Source organism: Sphingomonas yabuuchiae (assembly GCF_014199595.1).
Classification (GTDB): domain Bacteria; phylum Pseudomonadota; class Alphaproteobacteria; order Sphingomonadales; family Sphingomonadaceae; genus Sphingomonas; species Sphingomonas yabuuchiae.
On sequence record NZ_JACHNX010000036.1, the window covers coordinates 1 to 16797 of the forward strand.

Annotated in this window: 19 protein-coding genes and 1 pseudogene; 2 read left to right on the plus strand and 18 right to left on the minus strand. The window is 64.8% G+C overall.

From position 1 onward, the window contains the following. Window positions 1–166: 166 nt before the first annotated feature. The 3 genes from GGQ89_RS19005 to GGQ89_RS19015 all read right to left on the minus strand — a co-directional run bounded on the left by GGQ89_RS19005 (window position 167) and on the right by GGQ89_RS19015 (window position 5802). A complete protein-coding gene (locus GGQ89_RS19005) occupies window positions 167–649 on the minus strand; it encodes a hypothetical protein (protein ID WP_184106993.1) in 483 nt (160 codons plus the stop codon). Window positions 650–721: 72 nt separating this feature from the next. Then, window positions 722–2080 (minus strand): hypothetical protein, encoded by a 1359-nt coding sequence (locus GGQ89_RS19010; protein ID WP_184106995.1) that lies wholly within the window; start codon window positions 2078–2080, stop codon window positions 722–724. A 14-nt stretch (window positions 2081–2094) separates the two neighbouring features. After that, window positions 2095–5802 (minus strand): phage tail protein, encoded by a 3708-nt coding sequence (locus GGQ89_RS19015; RefSeq protein ID WP_184106997.1) that lies wholly within the window; start codon window positions 5800–5802, stop codon window positions 2095–2097. A 68-nt stretch (window positions 5803–5870) separates the two neighbouring features. Here GGQ89_RS19015 and GGQ89_RS19020 point away from each other — a divergent pair, with 68 nt between their 5' ends. Continuing rightward, window positions 5871–6152, plus strand: a complete 282-nt coding sequence (locus tag GGQ89_RS19020; protein ID WP_184106999.1) for a hypothetical protein — start codon at window positions 5871–5873, stop codon at window positions 6150–6152. Between the two features lie 118 nt (window positions 6153–6270). After that, window positions 6271–6564 carry a hypothetical protein gene (locus GGQ89_RS19025; protein ID WP_184107001.1) on the plus strand — a complete coding sequence of 98 codons (294 nt, stop codon included), beginning with the start codon at window positions 6271–6273 and terminating at the stop codon, window positions 6562–6564. Here GGQ89_RS19025 and GGQ89_RS19030 read toward each other — a convergent pair. The 15 genes and pseudogenes from GGQ89_RS19030 to GGQ89_RS19100 form a co-directional block, all read right to left on the minus strand. Further along, complete coding sequence (locus tag GGQ89_RS19030) at window positions 6561–6980, minus strand: DUF6950 family protein (RefSeq protein ID WP_184107003.1); 420 nt, start codon at window positions 6978–6980, stop codon at window positions 6561–6563. The two genes, GGQ89_RS19025 and GGQ89_RS19030, sit on opposite strands and share 4 nt — an antisense overlap. After that, window positions 6977–7564: a hypothetical protein gene (locus GGQ89_RS19035; protein ID WP_184107005.1), complete on the minus strand. Its 588-nt coding sequence runs from the start codon at window positions 7562–7564 to the stop codon at window positions 6977–6979. Before GGQ89_RS19035 ends, GGQ89_RS19030 begins: the two co-directional genes overlap by 4 nt. Then, a complete protein-coding gene (locus GGQ89_RS19040) occupies window positions 7564–8160 on the minus strand; it encodes a hypothetical protein (protein ID WP_184107007.1) in 597 nt (198 codons plus the stop codon). Before GGQ89_RS19040 ends, GGQ89_RS19035 begins: the two co-directional genes overlap by 1 nt. Then, window positions 8157–11006: a D-alanyl-D-alanine carboxypeptidase family protein gene (locus GGQ89_RS19045; RefSeq protein ID WP_221239027.1), complete on the minus strand. Its 2850-nt coding sequence runs from the start codon at window positions 11004–11006 to the stop codon at window positions 8157–8159. The genes GGQ89_RS19040 and GGQ89_RS19045 overlap by 4 nt, the downstream gene beginning before the upstream one ends. Before the next feature lie 185 nt (window positions 11007–11191). Continuing rightward, the gene (locus GGQ89_RS20405) at window positions 11192–11308 is read right to left on the minus strand and encodes a phage tail assembly chaperone (RefSeq protein WP_184107011.1); all 117 of its coding nucleotides are present in this window, start codon (window positions 11306–11308) and stop codon (window positions 11192–11194) included. Then, complete coding sequence (locus tag GGQ89_RS19055) at window positions 11308–11700, minus strand: GTA-gp10 family protein (RefSeq protein WP_184107013.1); 393 nt, start codon at window positions 11698–11700, stop codon at window positions 11308–11310. Before GGQ89_RS19055 ends, GGQ89_RS20405 begins: the two co-directional genes overlap by 1 nt. A 3-nt stretch (window positions 11701–11703) precedes the next feature. Beyond that, window positions 11704–12129, minus strand: coding sequence for a phage tail tube protein (locus GGQ89_RS19060; RefSeq protein ID WP_184107015.1), 426 nt, complete (start codon window positions 12127–12129; stop codon window positions 11704–11706). 24 nt (window positions 12130–12153) lie between these two features. After that, window positions 12154–12561 carry a hypothetical protein gene (locus tag GGQ89_RS19065; RefSeq protein WP_184107017.1) on the minus strand — a complete coding sequence of 136 codons (408 nt, stop codon included), beginning with the start codon at window positions 12559–12561 and terminating at the stop codon, window positions 12154–12156. Continuing rightward, window positions 12558–13163 (minus strand): hypothetical protein, encoded by a 606-nt coding sequence (locus GGQ89_RS19070; RefSeq protein ID WP_184107019.1) that lies wholly within the window; start codon window positions 13161–13163, stop codon window positions 12558–12560. Before GGQ89_RS19070 ends, GGQ89_RS19065 begins: the two co-directional genes overlap by 4 nt. Continuing rightward, window positions 13163–13510, minus strand: a complete 348-nt coding sequence (locus GGQ89_RS19075; RefSeq protein WP_184107021.1) for a phage head closure protein — start codon at window positions 13508–13510, stop codon at window positions 13163–13165. The genes GGQ89_RS19070 and GGQ89_RS19075 overlap by 1 nt, the downstream gene beginning before the upstream one ends. Beyond that, complete coding sequence (locus GGQ89_RS19080) at window positions 13507–14034, minus strand: head-tail connector protein (RefSeq protein ID WP_184107023.1); 528 nt, start codon at window positions 14032–14034, stop codon at window positions 13507–13509. The genes GGQ89_RS19075 and GGQ89_RS19080 overlap by 4 nt, the downstream gene beginning before the upstream one ends. A 56-nt stretch (window positions 14035–14090) precedes the next feature. After that, a complete protein-coding gene (locus tag GGQ89_RS19085; RefSeq protein ID WP_184107025.1) occupies window positions 14091–14351 on the minus strand; it encodes a hypothetical protein in 261 nt (86 codons plus the stop codon). Window positions 14352–14432: 81 nt separating this feature from the next. Further along, window positions 14433–15695 (minus strand): phage major capsid protein, encoded by a 1263-nt coding sequence (locus GGQ89_RS19090; RefSeq protein ID WP_206362663.1) that lies wholly within the window; start codon window positions 15693–15695, stop codon window positions 14433–14435. 21 nt (window positions 15696–15716) lie between these two features. After that, on the minus strand, window positions 15717–16580 hold the full coding sequence (locus GGQ89_RS19095) for a head maturation protease, ClpP-related (protein ID WP_184107029.1): 864 nt from the start codon (window positions 16578–16580) through the stop codon (window positions 15717–15719). Next, a pseudogene (locus GGQ89_RS19100) lies at window positions 16570–16797 on the minus strand (hypothetical protein); the annotation flags it as partial. The pseudogene GGQ89_RS19100 and the gene GGQ89_RS19095, both read right to left, overlap by 11 nt.

The following is a 16797-nucleotide window of genomic DNA, read 5'->3' on the forward strand; positions in this document are numbered from 1 at the left end:
GCGACAGCCGCGCCGACGATCGGGCCGAGGCCCGTGAAATAGCCGTCGACGAAGCGGGTGTTGTTCGCCGGGACCTCGTGGAAGAACGCAGCGCCAGCGAGCGCGAGGTAACCGATGATCAGCACCAGAGCGATCACGTAACGCCAATGGCGGTCGACGTCGGACATCAGATTTCCTCCGTGGTTGGCGAGGCAATGCGGGCGGCGGCAATGGCGCCCTTCTCGGCGACCTCCAGCGCTTCCTGACGCTCGCGCATCTGGCGGACGCGGGAGGCCGACTCCCGGGCCTTGGCCGGGTCGAGCTCGATCAGCGCCAGCAGCATGGTCAGGCACTGGTCGAGGTTATTCATCCGATGCCGCATGATCTGGAGCTCGGCCGCGTGCTGCGCACGCTCCTGCTCGAGCTTCACCTCATGCGCGGCGGTCTGGCGGTCGAGGCGGCTCTCGAGATCCGCGATGCGGCGGCCCATCCCCTCCATGTCAGCGCGTCGGGTGTCGCGCGCGATGATCTGCCACGGCCCCCATTGCCGCACGACCAGAGAGATGACGCCGATCGCGGCGAGGATGACGCCAGTCCAGACACCCGCCCGGATCGATCCGCCCGCGGCCGTCTGCACGACGGCTTCGGCGGCCTGGGCTCCGACGGTCATGCGCCGCCCCCCGACGCGGCCGCACGGGCCGCGAAGCTTGCATTATCCATCGATTTTACTCCGAAAGAGGGATCAGCCGTGCTGGACGTCGATCCAAGCGCGGCCGTCACGGATGGCCCAGACCTTGCCGATGCGACGCATGTACTGGGGGAAGGCGATGTCGTCGGGCTTCACAGCGACGGCCTTGATGCCCGCCCCGCTGGCAGCAGCGACGATGTAATCGCCCACCTCGAAATCACCGGTGACATTGCAGGGGACCTGACCACAGAAGGCGATGCGGTCGACGCACTGGCGCGCCTTCTCCAGCAAAGCCTCCCATTCGGTCAGGCGGGAAGCGAAGGCATCATCGGCTTCATCGTCAGCCTGCTCAGGCCGCGCCGGAAGATGGGCGGACCATGTGTCACCACCGACCAGCGAGGGGTCGGTCGACTTTACCACGAAGCTGATCGCATCCGCCCAGGTTTTCGTCAGCTTTCCGTCGCGATCGACACCGCAGACATCGCCCTTGGCGATAATCCCACAGCCCGCCGCCTTGATCATGTACTCGGCGTAGTCGGCGCCGCTGGCGTTTACCGTCCCGCCCGCATTGATCGATCGGTTGGTCTGACTGTTCCTGCCCGCCACGACGGCAGCTGCAGCCGCGGGCCAACCCTGCTGCGTAACCGCGTAAGCGATTAATGAATTGGAGCCCGTCGAAGTGCTGCTGAGCGCCGCGATGACTTGGCCTTCTGTGGCAGGTTTAGCGACTACATGCCCGCCACCGACCGCTGACGAGGTGCCGACCAGCAGGTTGCCGCTGGTGTCAAGGCGAAACCCTTCGATTGCGCCAGCGTATTTAAAGCGCAATGAACCGCCATTGTGCTCGATCTCCGCTGATGAAATTGTGTCGGCGAAGATTATGCGTGTGCCTGCCCCCCCATTACCGAGAAGTCGAAGAACTTCAGAATTTGGCGCGCTGATGGCGAGACGACCATAGACGGCGCCACCTGACGAATCCGCAGCGAAGCGATCGATGCCACCAGCGACAATACTGATGCCGTTTTCGCCATACCGCCGAATGCCGGTGTCCTGATCGGCGGAGAAGCTCATCCCAGGAGCGGCCAACGAACCATCCCCAAACCTACCTGCAAGGGGACCCGCCACATATTGGGCAACCTGCGTCATATAGTCGGTCAGCCTAGACGCGGCCGTCTGGGCGAAGCCTTGGTTCGGCTGCACGCTGTAGGCCTGCCCGCTGGCGGCTCCGCCCAAATAGGGCGACCCCAACGTGATTTGGCTGTTGCTGTCCACAGACAGAACCTCATAGGCCCGCCCGTCCGGCAGGTTGATCGCATGACCGATCTGCACGTTGCCGACCCATGCGGTGCCTGAGCCAGTGATTACGGCAGAGCCGTTCGTCACCGCAACCGTGCCAGCGCGATACCATGCCATATTGATGCTCCTGATTAGCGTTTGAGGACGGTGGCGACGAATGTGCCGTCGATGACGCTGATGGTCGCGCCCTGGGTGCCCGATCCGCCCGTCTTGGAGACCGAGCCCTGCAGCTGATAGGTGTACGTTCCGACACCGCCTGGGACATCGGTGTCGATTAGCGTGACCGGGCCATAGGCTCCGGAACTCGATTCCGAGAGGGCCGTATACGGATTGCGGATAACGGTGCCGTCGCTTCTGATGAGGCGCAAATTGAGGCGCGTGCTGGTGACCGTGCCAGACGTTGCCTCGGCGTTGGCGTTGAGCACGCTCGAGACCATCAGCAACACGCGATCGGTCGGCTTCGTCGTCTTCACATCGAAGGTGGTGATGTTGACGAAATTGCCGAGTGCCCCATTTGCCGAGGCTCCGGTAAAGTCCTGCGCCGTCGTATCACTCACCGCGTTGCCAACGATCTGATCGGTATCGACGACACCTGCCGCAATTCGCTTGACCCGGACGTTTGGCATCTCGACCGCGCCATCGTCGGCGATCGAGAATACGACCGTCGCACCGGATGAGCCCGCCTTGGCAATCTTGAAATTGTCGACGACGAAGACGGCATCTGTCCGACCGGCGCCGCTGTTCAGCGCAAATCCGGTAACGGCGCCGTTGCTATTGAACTCCACCCCGTACCGGAGCAGCAGGCCATCAATCGACTGCCCATACGCGGTCAAAGCTGCGGTATTCCCGCCAACAGTGGTCGAAAGACTGGTGACGCTGCTGCTGACCGTCGAGAGGCTGTCCGATACCACTCCGATCCGCTGGTTCGCCTGAGCCAGCGCGTTGTCGGTCTGCGCCTTGTACGACGACAGCGCCTGTGCCCCCGCCTGGTCACCGGCAACCCATGCAGAATGCTCATCGCTGATGCGGCCCGACAGCGTCCCGAGCGATGCGTCGTAATTGTTGAGGCGGCCCGTCATAGCGGTGAGTTTGTCAGCCTGCACGACGAGCGCGTTATTAACGGACGCGAGCGAGTTGCCGACTGCCACCTTGTAGGTCGCAAGGTCGCTGGCAATCGCTTGGTCGCCGTTGATCCGGGCGGACTGCTCGCTGCTGACCTGCGCGCTCACCGCGCCAATTTGCACCCCCAATTGCAGCGACAGGGATGCAATCGCGCTCGTGTTGCTGTCCGTCTTCGCCGTCAGCTCGGTCTTTGCGGCAGCGACCGCGGCGAGGGCCATGTTGCCTGTATCCCAGCCGGTCAGCGCCGCTAGGATGCTGTTGGCACCCGCCACGTCATTATCGGCCGGAGCGCGACGGCTCGCAGTGACCGCGCTGGAGATCGAAGCACCGTCAAAGGCGTCTAGCGTCTGCTCCGCCAGCGTCAGGCGCGCGCCCATGCCATCGACCACCGTCTGGCTGGCCTTGGTCGACACCAACGCATTCAGCGCGTCCAACGACTGATTGATGGACGTGACGGAGCCCTGAAGCCCCGTCACAACGGTGGCGTCCGCCTTTAGCTGGATCGACGCTTGGAGGCCGGAGATGCTGGTCTCGGCTGAGGTCAGCCGGACAAAAATGGACGACAGGTCCACGTCGCTGCCATCCAGCTTCGCTTGCAGGATTGCCTGGTCCACATAGTTGACCGTGGCCTTCAGGTCGATCGAAGCCAGCGCCGCGTTGAGAGTGACCGATAGCTTGCTGATCTGCTCGGCCCTGTTCTCGATCGCGAACAGCTTGGCGATGCCCGATGCCGGGTCCGTATAGAGCCCCGCGTCACGGAAGACGTTCTGGACAATGGTCTGCCCGGTCGCCAGCTGCGCGACGGCAGCGGAAAGGGAGGCGAGATCGGTTTCCAGCTGACGCCGCGCCTGATCGCTTGCCGCCCCCAGGTCGATGAGGTTCAGCTTGCCAAGGGGGCGGGTCGTGTTGCCGATGGTGGCGACCAGCGTACCGTCGGCGCGGAGCACCAGCGCGCTGTTCAGCACGTCGACCGGGGCGAGAATCTCACCGGCGGGGTTCTTGATGTCGACGCCGATGGTGCCGCCTACAGTAGCATTATCGTCGGGCCGCATGCCGTTATCATCGGCTACCGCGCTCCAGTTCGCGGTCGTGCTGGCTTCCCCGATCGCGAGGATCAGCGGGTTCTTGCTGGCGTCATAGGCGTTGGCCTCGGCGGGCTGCACCGGCGCGGAGTCGTCCCGGTCCCAGGCGTAGATGTCCGGGCTCTCGACGGTCAGCGTCATGTTGCAGACGCCACCCTGGCCGATCTCCTGCTCCTTCACCCGGAACAGCTTCCGCTCGAAACTCAGCGGCGCGAAGGTGAACGGCACGATATCGCCGACCCCGTATTTCCATGCGCGGATGTCGAACGGCGCGGTAAACTCGCGCTGATACTGCTTGCGCTGAAGCACCTGCTTGGCGATCCGCTGCGCCTGGCTGGGGCTCTCCACCGCCGCCAAGTCGAGCGTGAACTCGCGATCCTGACCGTCGAGGCTGGGCAGCCGCACGTCGGGATAATCGAGCATCTGGTACAGCGAGGCGGTGGTGGCATCGACATACTTGCCGCGAACGACGTTCGGCACCGCGTCGAGCGCGGCATCCGGGTTCCAGGTGAACGGCCCGACCACGTCATCATCAAGCAGGCCATCGTCCAGCGCTGCCGTGGCAAGGTCATTATGCGAGATGGCGAACGACAGCTTGCCACCCGTGTCCCGGAACCGACCGTTGCAGGCGGCGCAGATGGTATCGAGCCGCTCTTTCGGCGCCATCGCCTCCGACAGCACGACTGCGCCGTGATAGCGCGGCTCGGTGCCGCCCGCCGACCGGTTCACGGCCTCATCCGCCAGATTGGCCGCCTCGATCCACGAGGCGAGGTTCAACCGGCGTGCGGGGACGCCCGACCCGACGGCCAGCTTCATTTCGCCGGTCGACGGGTTGCGGATGCGCCAGCCCAGCGTGTCGGCCAGAGCATGAAGCGCGAGATTTTCGCCGATCACCGCGCCGTCGTCTGCGGTGTAGCGCCAGGTCGATTGGTCATCAGCGCGCATCGGGCCATTGCCGCCCGGCACCGTGCTGTCCCGACGCGGGTCGTACAGGCGCATCCCGCGACCGATGATCGTGATCCGCGTCGGCACGCCGCTGGAAAAGGGGCTGGTCGCCTTCTTTCCGTTGCCCGTGACCTTGAACCGCGCCCGCAGATAGGCGCAGCCGGTCAGGCGTCCATTCCATTTGCCGCTGGCGAAGGTGAACGCATTGGCGGGCGAGCCCTCCAGCACGATGTTCGGCACCGAGAAATAGCCCGCGAACTTCGACGTCACTCCGCGCGATGCGCTCCACGCCAGTTCGGTGTTCAGCCAGATTTCCTCGACCCCGTCGATTCGGTGGCTGGCAAGCGCGATGATCCAGTCGCAATAATCCTGATCCGCCCCCGACCATTCCTCATAGCGAACGTCCGTCGCCATCGCGGTCTGGCCGTAGACCGTCGCACGCGGCGCGCGCGGGTTGATCGTAGCGGTGAGGCGATCCTCTTGTGAGGATGGGATGGACGGCGTTTTCTGGAGTGCGCCGGCAGCAAGTGACAGCGCGCCAGACGCAACAAAAAGGGCACTCGCCGAGATGCCGGCAACGCCAAAGGTTGTGGCAGTCGCCAGTGATAGGCCCGCGCCGATGCCAACACCCGTAATCGCAAGCCCGGCAACAGCGAGGCCGATTGCGGCAATTTTTAGCGCTTTTGCCATGACTTCTCCGAATGACGTGCGCATGATCCCCGCCGCTCAGCGATCAGGCTGACGGGTGAGGCGAGGGCTTGATGGTGGTATTTTCTGCTATGGTGCAGGCAGCCAGTTTGCTGGCCAGCCTGCAGGGCAATCATAAAACGGAAATCGACGGGCAGACCTACCGGGTGAATATCCGGGGCAGCACCGTGTCAGTTTTCAAGAAGTCACTGATTGTCGTACAGACACCCGAGGTCGGCGCGGCAATGAGGAAAGCTGTTACAGCCGCAACGGGCTGCGCCATGAAGGACGGTTTCTGGCAAGGTTTACGGCTGACTGGCACGCTCGACTGCTCCCAGCACCCGACGAACTAAAATCCCACCCGCCACGCGCACGGCTCGACCCATGCGCGGCGTTCGATCTTGATCCGTCCAGACTCGACTCGGCAGTCGCAATCGACGAGCTTTCCCAAAAGCAGGGAGAGATTCGACGATGCAGAACAAGCTATACGGGGAGTGGGCGTTTTCGACGCCGCCGATCAAGCCTGAGAACGCGGATCATATACTTGGTGCCCAGGTGTCAGTTGATAGGCAGGGGCGGCCTGAGTTCGTGGACATCCAGTATCGGACAGCAGATGGCGGGGAGGCGATCCGGCAGGTGCGGATGGATTGGCTGAACGCTTTGGCATTGCTGTCTATCCTCAAATCGATGCAGTTGGATTCCGGTGCGCCGTTCCCGAATGACCCCCGCAACCCAAATTGGCGCGCAGGGGACGGGAAGCCCTAAAAGCCGACCCGCCAGGCAAGCGGCGCTACCCATGCCCGGCGCTCTATCTTAATCAGCCCCTCGCGAGCCCCCTCGCTGCCGACAGCGGCGAGGTATGGCCCCATACAGACGCCCAGCAGCCCCGATGACATGACGATGTCGCCGCGCTGGGCCAACGGCGCAGGGATAGTTTCAAACTTCGCGTCCATCGTGCTCGGCAGGTCTCCTGCGCCGAACCGGCGCAGCGCGCGGGCCGAGCCGATCGCCGTCGAATACCGACCACGAAACTCGGGCATCGGGTCGATGCCGGTCATCGCCGCCACCGCGCCAGCCGCGAAGGTGCAGCAATCGTGGTCGCCCCAAGCGAACGGGCGCAGGCGCAGAGGTTCCAGATAGTCGGCGAGACGGGTTTCCCAATCGGGGAGGCGCTGCATCATTTCGTCCTCGCCGCCCCATTGGCGATGGCGACGGACAGGTCCGCCGATCGGTCACCGGGATCAAAGGCCGCCTGATCGAGATACGTGCGGCCGGTCGCTTGGCCGAAGAATGCCAGATAGGTCTCGACATCCAGATTGATGGTCTGGCTGGTCCGGTCGCCGACGACGACGGGTACCGACATATAGCCGGTGAAGTAGGACCAGAGCGCGCCAATCTGCGTCAGGTCGTGTGGGTTGAGCATTGCGCGCCACAGGCGGCAATCGCGGCCGCTGAAGTTGGCCCGCGCGCCCAGTTGGTTCATCGTCTCATCGTCGACGCCCGCCAGCCCGGACAGCGTGAGGGTCAGCGTATCCGATCCACCCTCCCTGGCCTTCACCGGCCCGACGGTCACGACGCGCGGATCGACCGCCGTGAACGTGTGGCCGTCGAGATCGGGGTCACCCGTCCCGGAGAAGGTGAAGTCATAGGGCGCATTGGTCACGCGGACCGGCTCGTCGGCGAAGTCGAGAAAGCAGAACGTCACCGGCCGCCGAATATCGGTGCCAAGCGCGGCCTGGGCGAGATCGTCCGGGCGACTGTCCATCAGAACGCCTCCTCGCAATTGAAGCTGACGCCGTAATTCTGACCGATCCCGACCTTCCAGCCGTTCTTCGGATCGCTCATCGCCATCACCGCATACGGCCGCTTGACCTCCACGGGCGCGCCATCGGTCGTGGCAATGCGGATATAGGGCTTCACCGCGATGCTGGCGCGCCCATCGGCACCCACCACGACATCGGCCTGGACCGACAGCAGCTGCTCATTGACCGTGACGAAATGCCCGCGCCGCAGCTTCGTCCCGGCCGATCCCCACCCGCGCACCCGCAGCATGCGGCCGCCCTGGCCGGAGCCATCGACGACGACCACCGGATTATCGGCGACCTGATCGCGCTCGCACGCGATCACCTTGAACCGGTTGGCGATGCCGTCGCAGTCGACGACGAACGCCCGCCAGGCCAATGCAGCGTCCTCGCCCAAAATGGGCGGCAGACTGACGGTGGCATACCAGCGCGGGGCCGCCGTCAGAAGTGTGACGCGGCGCTTGCCGGTGAACTCGCCCCGGTTGACCTGGGCAGGCTGATCGATCGTCCAATCGATGTTTGAGGCGACCGGTTGGCCCGGCATGACGATCAAGCTCATCCGGCACCCCCCGGCAGATCGGCCCGCTGGAGACGGCGAATCGTCCGTGCTTCTGAACCAGCCATGATCGGCTCGGCTGCCGCGCCGACGGTGCGAGCAGCGACACTCTGCATCCGAACATCGAATTCAGGCGACGCCTCAACCTTGGCATGAACATCGACGGCCATACGCTGCCGGCGCGCCGCCGCGACATCGCGATAGGCGCCGTTGACGCTGGGCAGCGCAACGACGTTGCCGACTGGGCCGCCATTCGCGAAGGCAGGCAGCTTGTTGTCGTTCATCGCCTTCAACATCGGCAGGTAGCGGCGGGTGGCCGCCGCCGTCATGACGAACTCGCCATTCGACAGCCAGGACAAGATATCGTCGGAGGTACCAGTGCCGGGGCCAGTGATCAGGCCGCCGGCGGCGTGCCCCTTCACCTCGCCGCCTTCTGCAAACCCCAAAAATTTTCCTACGCCAGGCAGGGCGGACAGGATCGCCTTCTGGATCGCGATGCGCGCCAGGTCGGCGAGGATCGACGCAGCCATACGCTTGAAGGCACCCGCGACATTCTCTGTACCATCAATCAGCCCGACCAGCCCATCTTCAAGCGACTGGAAACCGCGCACCGCGACCCCTTGAAGGGCCGTGTCCATGTCCCCGGCCGCCTGCTGAAGCTGGCGTCGATAGGTCTCCAGCGGGTCGGCGAACTGGCGGTTGATCTGCTCCGTCTTGCCCGGCCGCTCGGCATCGATCTGCCGGAGCATGCTTTCACCGCGGGCCCAATCGTCCGGATTGGTAGACCCGATCAGGCGCACCGCCTGCGCACGCTGCAATTTCTCGTCGTTGGCGAGCAGCTCGAGCGCGATCCGCTTGCGCTCGGCGTTGGTGGTCGCGAGGTCGCCCTGTATCTGGAGCAGGGCGCTGGCGTTCTGCAACTGGTCGCGCTCGGCGCCCAGCTGCTGGTCTAGCAGGCGCTGGGCCTCGGCGTCGCGGATCGCGGTCGTCTTCGCGGCAGCATTGGACGCATAGACCGCCTTCAGGGCCTCGGCCTGCGCCTGGCTCCACCGCTTCTGCGTGACCCCGGCATCCGCCGCGCTGGCAAGGCGCTGACGCTCAATCTCGACGGCCTGGGCGTCAAGGTCCGCCGCCGCCGCGATGTCGACGACCTGCGACCGGCGCAGCTGCACCGCTTCCTCATCCGCGCGCAATTTCAGCTGGGCATAGGCCTCCGCGTCACGTGCGCGCTTCTGCTCGGCCGCTTCGGCCTGCCGGTTGATGGTCTCCTGCGACTTGCCCTTGGGTCCGAACGCGACGTGATAGACCCGTTGCTCTTTCTCATCGAGCAGCTGGCGGATCGCGACGCCTTCCTTGGCGAACGCCTTGCGGATCGACGAAACCGAGATGCCGGGCCCATAGGCGATATCGATCGCTTGGCCGCGCTCATGGTCGCTGGTCCCCGGCTTCGCCACCGGACCAGCATGGCGACCGGCCAGCTTGTCGGCATACAGCTGCGCCTGGCGCTCGGTCGACCGGAGCCCGCTGGTCACCCGGCCGCCGATGCTGGCGGCGATGCGGGTGGCCTCGGCGACATCGATGCTCCGGCCGATCTGATTGTTGTTCGGCGTGGCGCGCGCGTTCGATTGACGCTTTTGTTCAGCGGCGGTTTCGTCCCGCTGCTGTTTTGCGAGCAGGGTCAACCGTCGGGTCAGGACCCCATTGACGGTCTCTTCGGCTGTCGCCTGCTTTTTTGCCTGCTCAATCAGGCCATTCGGCCCCTCATACTTACGGCGGATTTGCTCCAGCGGATCGACAGCGCGCTTTGCAGCTTCCCCCGCAAGGTCTTTCTGAGTGGAAAGCCGGGCCGCCTCGGCGTCCGCAAGCGCCCGATCGATTTCCTTGAGACGCGCCTGCAGCGTGCGGATGTTCTCCGACGCGCGCTGCGATTGAACGGCCGCCCCCGTCGCCGAGCCACCTGCAAATTGCTGGCCACCTAGACGCTTACGGGCTTCGGCCAGCTCGTCCATCGTCTGGGCACGACGGTCGTAGAGGTTCTCGACGTCTTTCTTCGCCCGGATGTTCATGCGCTCGGCGTTGGTGAGCAGCGCTTGGTTCTGCTTCTCCAGTTCGGCGGTCAGGGTCCGAACGTCATCAATGATGCCCGCCTCGGTCGTTGCGAACGCCTTTTTCGCGGACTCCGCCAATGCCGCCGTCTCGGCATTCTTTTTTAGCTTCTCGCTTTCGTCAGCCAGCGCATCACCATGTTCGATCACCTTGGCCACGAGTGGCGCTAGGACGGTGAGCGCGATCGTCGCGGCGATACCCCAACCCGACGTGAGGAAGTTCGCCACACCTTCCAACTTTCCGCCCATGCCCTGAACGGCGAACGCCGCTTGGCCGATCTGCTGCGCGAACGCGGTGGCGACGCTCTGACCGCTAACCACCTGAACGGAGAAGTCCTGCAACTGCTGACCGAGCATAATGGTCGACTGGCGCTGCTGCTCGTTGCGAGTGGTGACAACACGATGCGCATTGCCCATCCCCATCAATTCCGAACTGACCGAATTGAGGATGTTGGCCTGATTGCGCAACGCCGCCGCCTCGGTCTCGGCCTGCTGGGCATTGGCCGCAGCCGCGACCGCGAGCACGCGCTCGGCCTCGCCCGCCTCACCGGCGCGCTGGGCGACCTGGGCGGCTGCCGTGGCGACCTGACGCAGCGCCGCCGCCTGCTTTTCCGCCGCATCGGCCGCGCGATCGGCTGCGCCTGCGTCAAGGATCTGGAGTGCGCCGATATCGGACGGCGAGGAGAGGGCGGCCTGAGCATTGGCGCGGATGGCGGCAAACGTCTGGTTATAGCTGCGCTCCAAGGCCTTCGCCGCCGACGGGGCGTTGGACGCCATGTCGCTGAACGCCTTCTCGACCGCCGCCTGGACGTCCGCCGCCGCGCTGCCAATCTCGAGCAGCGCGCTCTTGCCCGCCTTGCTGGCGGTCTGGAGACCAGCGACATTGCCGCCGACCTGCAAATACAGCTCACGGGTGGTCCGGTTCGCCATCAGCCCCTCCGTTTCGCTGCCGCTATTCGCGCATCAACCACGGCCCAGAATTCATGCGGGGTGGCCGACCAGAACTGGTCAGGACTCCACCCGAATGCGTCCAGGGCCAGCCCCATCAGGCGGCGCCAGCGTCCCCGTCCGTCGCCACTGCCGCCGCCTTCGCTTCCCCCGATGCGGTGCGCCCGCCGGTGGCCGCATCGACGAGACACAGCTGGATCGTCGCGAGGGCCTTGCCGGTCCCGGCCTCATAGATCATCTCGCCGATCCGCTCGGCGTCGACATGCTTGTCCGATTCCGATTTCGCACCGGCCCGGATCAGTTCGGCCGCGATGATCCCCATGTGGCGCTGACGTAGGCCGCCCCGCGCCGCCGCCGAGATGATCTCCAGCAAACCGAGGTCGGTTTCGTCCTCGATCGCGACAATGGCGGCATGGGAGGGGCGGAGCACGAAGGTCCGCCCCCCCAGCTTGAGCGAGTGCTCGCCGCGGATCTTGTTCGCAGCCGCCACGGGTTACGAGCTCGCGTCCGCCGCGCTGAGCGCGTTGATGGTCGGGGCCGCCGAGTTGGCCAAGTTGACCGAATAGGTCGCGGGCTGGCCCTTCGGGAAGGTCGCCGAGAAGTTGCCGATGCCGACCGGGCCCTGATACTTGACGTTGGTGCCCTTCTTGATCTGGATATCGGCCGCCGGGGGGCTGGCATTGGACGCCGCTTCAAGAGCGGCGAAGCCCGGATCCGGCAGTTTCAGGTTCCCCGCGACGGTGAAGGTGATCTTCTTGTTGCCGTACTGGGTCGCGCCGTAGACGCCCGAATCCTTGTCGCTGATGTCGTTTTCGGTGTTCTGGCTCTGCCATTCCAGATTCGTTTCACCCGCGATCGGGACGTACGTGTTCCCGACCTTGATGTGGAGGCGCCAGTTGTCGCCCTGTTCGTTCGCCATGGTCGTTACTCCTATTCCGCCGGATCAGGCGGGCTCTGCGTAGACTTCGATTGTGGTGATCCCGGCGTAGGTGACGCCGTCAGCAGCTGCGGTGCTGGCCGCCGCGCCTGCGAACTGGAACCGGAAGAGCATGCCACCGATCGTCAGGGACTTGCCGTCGATCGCGATGCGGACGGTGTGCATCAGCCCCAGCAATTCGCGCCGGTCGGGCCCCTTGTAGACGGTGTGCACGTCAACGTTGATCTGCTCGAACTGCTCGTCTTTTCCGCCGATATTGTCGCTGTCCATGTCGCCGACGAGATGGAACGGCGGGGTGGTGCCCTGCTTCAGCGAATGCCGAACCATTTCGCGCTGAGCGGCGGGAAGCTGATCGCGCAACAGCTTTACGGTGGCATCCTGCGCGCCGGTGAGAAGGTCGAGTGCTGCGGTCATGAGCCAGTCCCCAGGCGCTCTAGGGCCTTGGCCCAGAATTCTGACAGGTGGGCATCGGCAACGTCAGCGAGCAGCGGCTGAGCCACAAACGGGCGCGCGGCCATCGCCTTCACCCGGATCTTGTACGCGCTGCCGACCGGCGTTCCCTTATTCGGCCCGCGACGGCGCAATCGCGTCTTGTCGCCAGTGAACAGCAGCCGCCGGTTGTTGCCCTTGCGATTGTTACCCGCCAGGCGGCGGTTGGCGGCACGGATGCGGCGCGTAACGAGCACCGTCTGCGCCCGGCGGCCGAATTCGACGAAACGGCCATAGAAGGGACCGCCCTGGATGGCGCGGCGAACGCGGCCGTTGAACTTGTAGGCCTCGCGCGCGCCTTTAAGGAGGCCGATCCGCACCTTCAGGCGCGAGAGGATCGCCTGAAGCGACAGTGCGCCCTCCAGGGCGCCCGTTTCTTTGGCGACGTCGGCCTTCTGAGCAGCGAGCACTTCGCGCCCGATCGCCACCATTTCGACGCCCAGTTCCTGCTCGGCAGCCGATGGGAGGTTGTCGAACAGGCTATAGGCCTCGGCGAGGCCGTGCACGTTGCGCGGGGAGGCGGCCATCAGCGGGTTGGCAGTGCGCCGTCGGTGTCGGCGAGGATCACGGTTTCTTCACGCTGCCCCTTGGGATCGAGCGCGGCGCGAATGTTCAGATCCTCATCGCCGTACCGGACCTGGCATTCCTCGCTCACATCGGTGCGGTGACGGATGGTGATCCGGTAAACCCGGATGCCTTGCAGAACCTTCTCAGTGAGCACCTCGCGGCCACTCAGGCAGATGACCTCGGCCGGTACTTTGGCAAGCACCTGCCAGCTTTCCGTCGAGCCGCCTGTCCCGGTATCAGTTTCGACCTTGCGGACGATCTCGATCTCGTTGTTGAGGCGGCTGGATAGGCCCTTGCCGCGCTTCATAGTGAGCGCGCCCGCTTGCCACCACAGAGGCGGCGCGCCGTCTGCTCTGCAACCTGCATGATCTCGCCGCCTTCGCGGTCCGCGTCATATGCACCGATCAGCAGCAGCGCGGCACGACGGAAATTGCGCGGCACATCGCCGGCGCTGGCATATCCAGCCGCCACAGTGACGGTGACCGTCGTCCCAGCTGGCACCGAAGGCCAGCGCGACCCGATCCACGGAACGACGCGTGCCGGACGGCGCGAGACATCGATGAGCGGGGACGGCACGGCAACGGGCTGCCCAGCCTGATCGGAATAGGTGACGAACGGCACGGCCGACGCGGCAACGGGCCAAGCCCGCAGAGCCATGGTGTCGAAGCCGGTGAAGGTCTGGGTCACATCGCGAAGCGACAGGGTGTGGCCGGTATAGTCCTCGATCCAGTCCTGCGCGTCGGTGATCCAGTCCTGCAATTCCTGGTCACGCGACGTGTCAGATCCCAGCCGCAGCTGGCGCCGGGCATCCTCCAGCGAGACGATATCCATAATTCACCTCGCTCGCTGGAGGAATTACCTTTGGCAGCCGTTATACGTGGCCGCCGTCAGCCCTTCTTGGCAGCGCGCTTCGCCTCTTTGGCGGCCTCTTCCTCGGTCTTCATGCCCAGGTTGATGGCGACCTGATCCGAACCCGAAATCGTCGGATCGTTGAAGTCGATGCGGTTTTGCTCGGCCGTGGTGCCCGCGCGCGGATCATTGTCGACGGCGGGGTGGTCCATATCGACGTCGGGGACGATCTGCTGGGGTGCGCCCGAGGTGTCGATTTCGGTCGCGGGGGCGACGTTGTTCTGGTCGGTCGTGTCCATGGGGCTCTCCTTGGTTCATCGAAACCGTGGCGCACCACGACTTCGAAGAACCGGGCCGGTTCGTAACCGGCCCGGCGGAGATTAGGAGTTTGCGGCGACCTTGAGCGCACGCATCGGCTGCGGATCGTGCACGCCGCCGCCAACGCGCTTCGTGGTGTAGAAGTGCACGAACGGCTTGTTGGTGAAGGGATCGCGCAGGACGCGGATGCCGACACGGTCGACGACGAGATAGGTTGCCTCCATGTCGCCGTAGAGCAACGCGATGTTGCCCGCCGCGACCAGCGGAAAGTCGGGATGCTCAACGATCGGCGCGCCCGCCAGCGTCTGCGGCTGGCCCGAGGCGTAGGAAGGCTGCCAAAGATAGTTGCCCTGGCCATCCTTTAGCTTGCGAGCCGCACCCATCGACAGCCGGTTCATGTGGAACTTGGCGTTCGCAGCGTACTGCGAGGGCAGGCTATACATGAGGTCGAGGATGCCGTCGCCAGTCAGCCCCGCCGCCGCGCCGCTGTTCGTGACCTTGATCGCGCCATAGGGATGGCGCGTGGCGTTGGCGGCGCCCTCGACATAGGTGAGAACGCCGTAAGGCTTGTTCACGCCGTCGCCCGAGGTGAAGCCGATGCCCTCCTGACGTGCAAATTCGGTGTCGACCTCGCTGCCCAGCCACTTTTCGAGGTCCACGGCGGCATCGTCCAGCAACTGCTGGGTGATGGCCGGATTTGCGTAAAGTTCGCCAGGGGTGAAATCGAGCACGCCGATCTGCGGCGTCGTGGTCGCCGGGCGGCTGGCGGTCTCACCGACCCAGCCCGAGCCGACGTTGCGGTCGCCGAAATACTTCTTGAAGCCTGCGACGCTGATCGTGATGATACGGCTCTCGGCGCGCATCGGGCTGATCTGCTTGAGCTTCTCGCCGATGGTGCGATCCCACTCGATCGGCGCGAGATAACCACCGTCGGCATCGGTGCCCCGGCTCATGGCCGCCTCGATGTCGGCCGGGGCCTTGTCGCCCTTGCGCATATGCGCCTTGAACGCGGCGGTATATTCGGGGTCGGCCTGGATGTCGCCGATCACGCCGCCGTTGCCCAGCTTGGCGGCGGCCTGAATCTTGGCCTGATCATCCACCGCCGTCTGAAGCTCGGTCAGGGCGGCGTTGATCTTCTCCAGCTGCTCGGCGGTGACGACATCGGCCACGCCCTTCTTGATTTCCTCAAGCTGGCGGGTGTGCGTCTCCTTGAACGCCTCGAAACCGCGCGCGAGAGCATCGATGGTCGGCGGAGCCTCGGCGCGCACGGCGATGAGACCCCGAGCGCGCGGACCAGCGGTCCGCACGGTGTTCTGCATGAACATGGGTGCTTTTCCTATGTGGGGTTAGGCCGTCATGGCCTGGAGGAGGCGAGACATCGCCTCCGGTTCATCGCCAGCGCGAGGCGTGGCAGGGGCGGGATCAGCAGCGCGCGGCGTGCTCACCCCCATCGCACGATAAAGGTCGCGTCGCTCGGACCGCGAGACTCCCTTCGTCGCGAGAAACTTATCGAGGGAAGCCTTGTCCTTCGGCGAGTCGGCGCTCGCATAGACCGGCATCTGGGCTTCCCGCTCCATGACGCTGTCGGCGAAGCCGGCCTTCACGGCCTCGGCCCCGCCGATGTACGTTTCCGCCCGCATCATTCCGAGCAGTTCGTCTGCGGCTTTGCCGGTGCGCGCGGCATAGACATCGACCATCGCACCATCGAGCTTGCGCAGGATCGGGATGGCCCCCTCCATATCGTCGGCATTGCCGAAGAACACGCCCTGCGCCTGGTGGATCATGATCTCGGCATTGTGCGCGATGGCAATGGTGTCGCCCGCCATGGCGATGATCGAGGCGGCCGAGGCGGCGATGCCCAAAATCTGAACGTCGATCGCCTGCGGATGACGGCGAAGGAGGTTGTAGATGGCGACGCCTTCGAAATAGTTGCCGCCGGGCGAGTTGATCTCGACCGTCACGGCCTTGTTGCCGATCGACCGGAGGGCCGCAGCGACGCGCGAGGCGGTGACGCCGTTGCCGTCATAGTCGGCGCCGATGCGGTCGAAGATCGAGATTGTCGGCTTGTCGGACGCCAGCGCTTTTACTTCGAACGCGGCGAATCCTGGGTCGAGGGCCTGCGTTTCGAACTGCCATTCGTTGCCGGTGCCGAGATCAGGCATGGCGGGGGGACGCTGCGCGCATACCGCGAGCAAGGGGCTACGCCGCATTCTGGTCTTCCTCCTGCATAACCGCCGCCGCGCTCGTGCCGGGGCGGGGGAGATCGTCGCCGCCTGGCAGCGGATTACGGTCCATGAAGTCGCGGGCTTCGTTCGGCGTGAGATAGGAGGCGTTCGGGCCCATTGCGGCCTTGAGGAACTCCGCCTGATCCTTCAGCGAGCCGCGCAGCAGCGCGCCCTCATTGAATTTGGCGTAATAGGTCTGCTG